General features: G+C 38.0%; 3 protein-coding genes. 2 read left to right on the top strand and 1 reads right to left on the bottom strand.

Going from position 1 to position 2,866, the window contains the following annotated elements; all coding sequences use genetic code 11:
* Both ACTF48_RS10945 and proC read left to right on the top strand, forming a co-directional pair.
* Nucleotides 1-1,115, top strand: a 1,115-nt coding sequence (locus tag ACTF48_RS10945; RefSeq protein WP_438963197.1) for an aldehyde dehydrogenase, incomplete at its 5' end; no start/stop codon positions are given.
* 42 nt (nucleotides 1,116-1,157) lie between these two features.
* Nucleotides 1,158-1,961 (top strand): pyrroline-5-carboxylate reductase, encoded by an 804-nt coding sequence (gene proC / locus ACTF48_RS10940; protein WP_438963196.1) that lies wholly within the window; start codon nucleotides 1,158-1,160, stop codon nucleotides 1,959-1,961.
* Between the two features lie 208 nt (nucleotides 1,962-2,169).
* On the opposite strand, the gene ACTF48_RS10935 is transcribed toward proC, so the two are convergent.
* Entirely contained in the window at nucleotides 2,170-2,667 is a 498-nt protein-coding gene (locus ACTF48_RS10935; RefSeq protein WP_438963195.1) for a GTP-binding protein, read from the bottom strand.
* Nucleotides 2,668-2,866 lie beyond the last annotated feature (199 nt).

The following is a 2,866-nucleotide window of genomic DNA, read 5'->3' as shown; positions in this document are numbered from 1 at the left end:
TTTATGGAAACGCAATTACGCAATATTCTAGTGATGCTCATGAAACGGTAGGAAGAAGCACCATGAATTTCACCCTACGCAAACCTATAGGTGTTGTAGGATGCATCTCGCCATGGAATTTGCCCTTGTACTTATTCAGCTGGAAGATTGCTCCGGCGATTGCGGCTGGGAATTGTGTGGTGGCAAAACCTAGCGAAGTCACTCCAGCAACTGCTTACTTATTAGGCGACATCGTAAAAAAGGCAGGATTACCAGCTGGTGTCTTGAATATCGTACATGGTTTAGGCGGTAGTTGTGGTCAGGCTATCGTAGCGCATCCACATATTAAAGCGATTAGTTTTACTGGTGGAACGACTACTGGCGAGCATATCGCTAGAACCGCTGCGCCCATGTTTAAAAAATTATCGTTGGAATTAGGTGGCAAGAACCCTAACCTCATCTTTGCCGACTGTGATTATGATAAAATGCTTACCACAACACTACGATCATCCTTTGCAAATCAAGGTCAGATCTGTTTGTGTGGTAGTAGAATTTTTGTGGAACAATCCATTTACGAGAAATTCAAGAGTGACTTTATTACTCGTGTGCAACAACTTCAGGTAGGACATCCTTGTGAAGCTAGCAGTAAGGTAGGTGCTGTGGTAAGTGCTGCTCATAGAGATAAAATTGAGGAGTATCTCGCTTTCGCGAAAGCGAACCCAAAAGAGTACAACATCTTAACCGGCGGCAATCGTGTGACCATAACAGATTATGAAGATGGCTATTATCTAGAACCTACCGTCATAGAAGTACAATCCAACGATTGCAAATTGAACCAAGAAGAAATATTCGGACCAGTAGTAACCATCATGCCATTTAAGGACGAAGCTCATGCGCTAGAATTAGCAAATGGCACTCGATACGGATTAAGCGCCACGTTGTGGACCAACGATTTAAGCCGTACCATGCGATTGAGCAATGAGCTAGAAGCAGGAATAGTTTGGGTAAACACCTGGTTAAACCGAGATTTGCGCACACCATTTGGTGGTGTGAAAGACAGCGGTGTAGGCCGTGAAGGCGGTTTTGAAGCCTTGAATTTCTTTACCGAGCCTAAAAATATTTGCATTCAATACTAAAAATGCTTTTATTACCGGAATTCAAGTTTTAAATAAAATTACATGAAAGTACTCGTTATAGGAGCAGGAAACATGGGATTAACCTATGCCATGGGAATGAGCGACTCAATCATACTAGGTAAAAGAAAACTACAAATTTATGATACCGATCCGGATAAGATAAAACAACTTAAAGAAGAAAAAGTCTTTGAAGTGCATACTTCATTACGAGATTGTTTGCCTAAAGCAGATATGGTGTTTATAGCTGTAAAACCTTATCATAGCCCAGACCTATTTGAAGAAATGAAACCTATGGTGCGCGATCAACAACTTATCATTTCTTTAATGGCTGGTGTTACTATAGAAACGATCCAACTAGGATTAGGCGTTGGCAAGATCATAAGAACCATGCCTAATTTACCTGCGCAAGTTGGAAAAGGAGTGACCTCTTATACAGGCTCTCAAGCCGTCTCTAGAATAGAAATGCTTACAGCTAGACACTTGTTGGATACCACAGGAACCTCTATCCATGTAGAGACAGAGAATTTTATAGATGCCTCTACCGGTATTTCTGGTAGCGGTCCGGCTTATGTTTTTTACTTCATGCAGTCCATGCTAGAAGCTGCTCTTAAAATGGGCTTTTCAGATTACGACTCAAAAGTATTGGTGAGTAATACCTTTGAAGGTGCTATTGAACTATTTAACCAGTCTGACATTACACCAGAGCGATGGATCGATAAAGTAGCGTCTAAAGGAGGTACCACTCAAGCAGCCATAGATTCTATGGATGATAATAATGTAAAGCAATTGATACAGGATGCTGCTTATGCGGCTTTTGATAGAGCTGTAGAATTAGGTAAGGAATAATTCAACAACAGAGTTATAGTTTCTTTAGGGAAACTAAACTTATGGACTGCTATCACCTCAAGTTGTTGATACGAGTATTCTATTTTATTAAGAGGCTATATAATTTTAAAGTCAGCCTTAATTTAAAGTAGGCGATAAATGGTGTCTAAATAATGGGTAGTCGTAAGCCTTAGTTTTTGTTTTGCTGGATGGCTTGATCCAGACAATCTTAATTTATGTTGCTCAAAACTTCTTTAAATAAACTATAAAGCTCGTTCATTTGTGGACGGGCTTTTCTTTTTCCTATTCTTCCTGCTATATAAAATAATAACCAGATGATCATTAGTAAGGTATTAAGGAGAATAGGAATAAGGTAGCTGTTTTTTGTTATAAATATTGTGTAGCCCCATATAGAAGATCCAATAAACAATGTGCCTATAATAAAGTGAAGAAACATAAACATGGTCCAAACGGTAGGATTAGGTCCGAAAAGCCCATTTATTTTGTTACCCGAATTTTCTTCTCTTATCTCCAGATGCAGTTGAGGCGACCAGAAATGTTGCTCTGTTTTTGCAATACTCAGAAAAATATGATTTTCACTAATCGATATTTTGTGATTAAACCTATTTGATTTCGCTTTTTTAAATCTTTGTATCAATTGTGGTAGGTCATAATCCACATCTTCTGAAAAACGAGGTCTTAATGGTATCGATTCTGTTAATGACATAATTGATTTATCTTAAGCTTTAAAATTACAACTTTATAGTTTGTCTTTTAATGGTCCTCTGTAAAGGCTGTTTGGAGTTCGTTAGTCGCTTTAGTTAATAGGTTTTATGTGACAGGTTATGCATATTGAAAAATAATTTCATTTTTTTTATGCTTTAAATAACTGGTTTTATGTGTTTTGTGGTTTCATGTAAAATAAT

This window comes from Nonlabens sp., assembly GCF_965660805.1.
GTDB lineage: Bacteria > Bacteroidota > Bacteroidia > Flavobacteriales > Flavobacteriaceae > Nonlabens.
The sequence above is the reverse complement of the archived record's forward strand: the minus strand, read 5'-3'. Positions and strand labels throughout refer to the sequence as shown.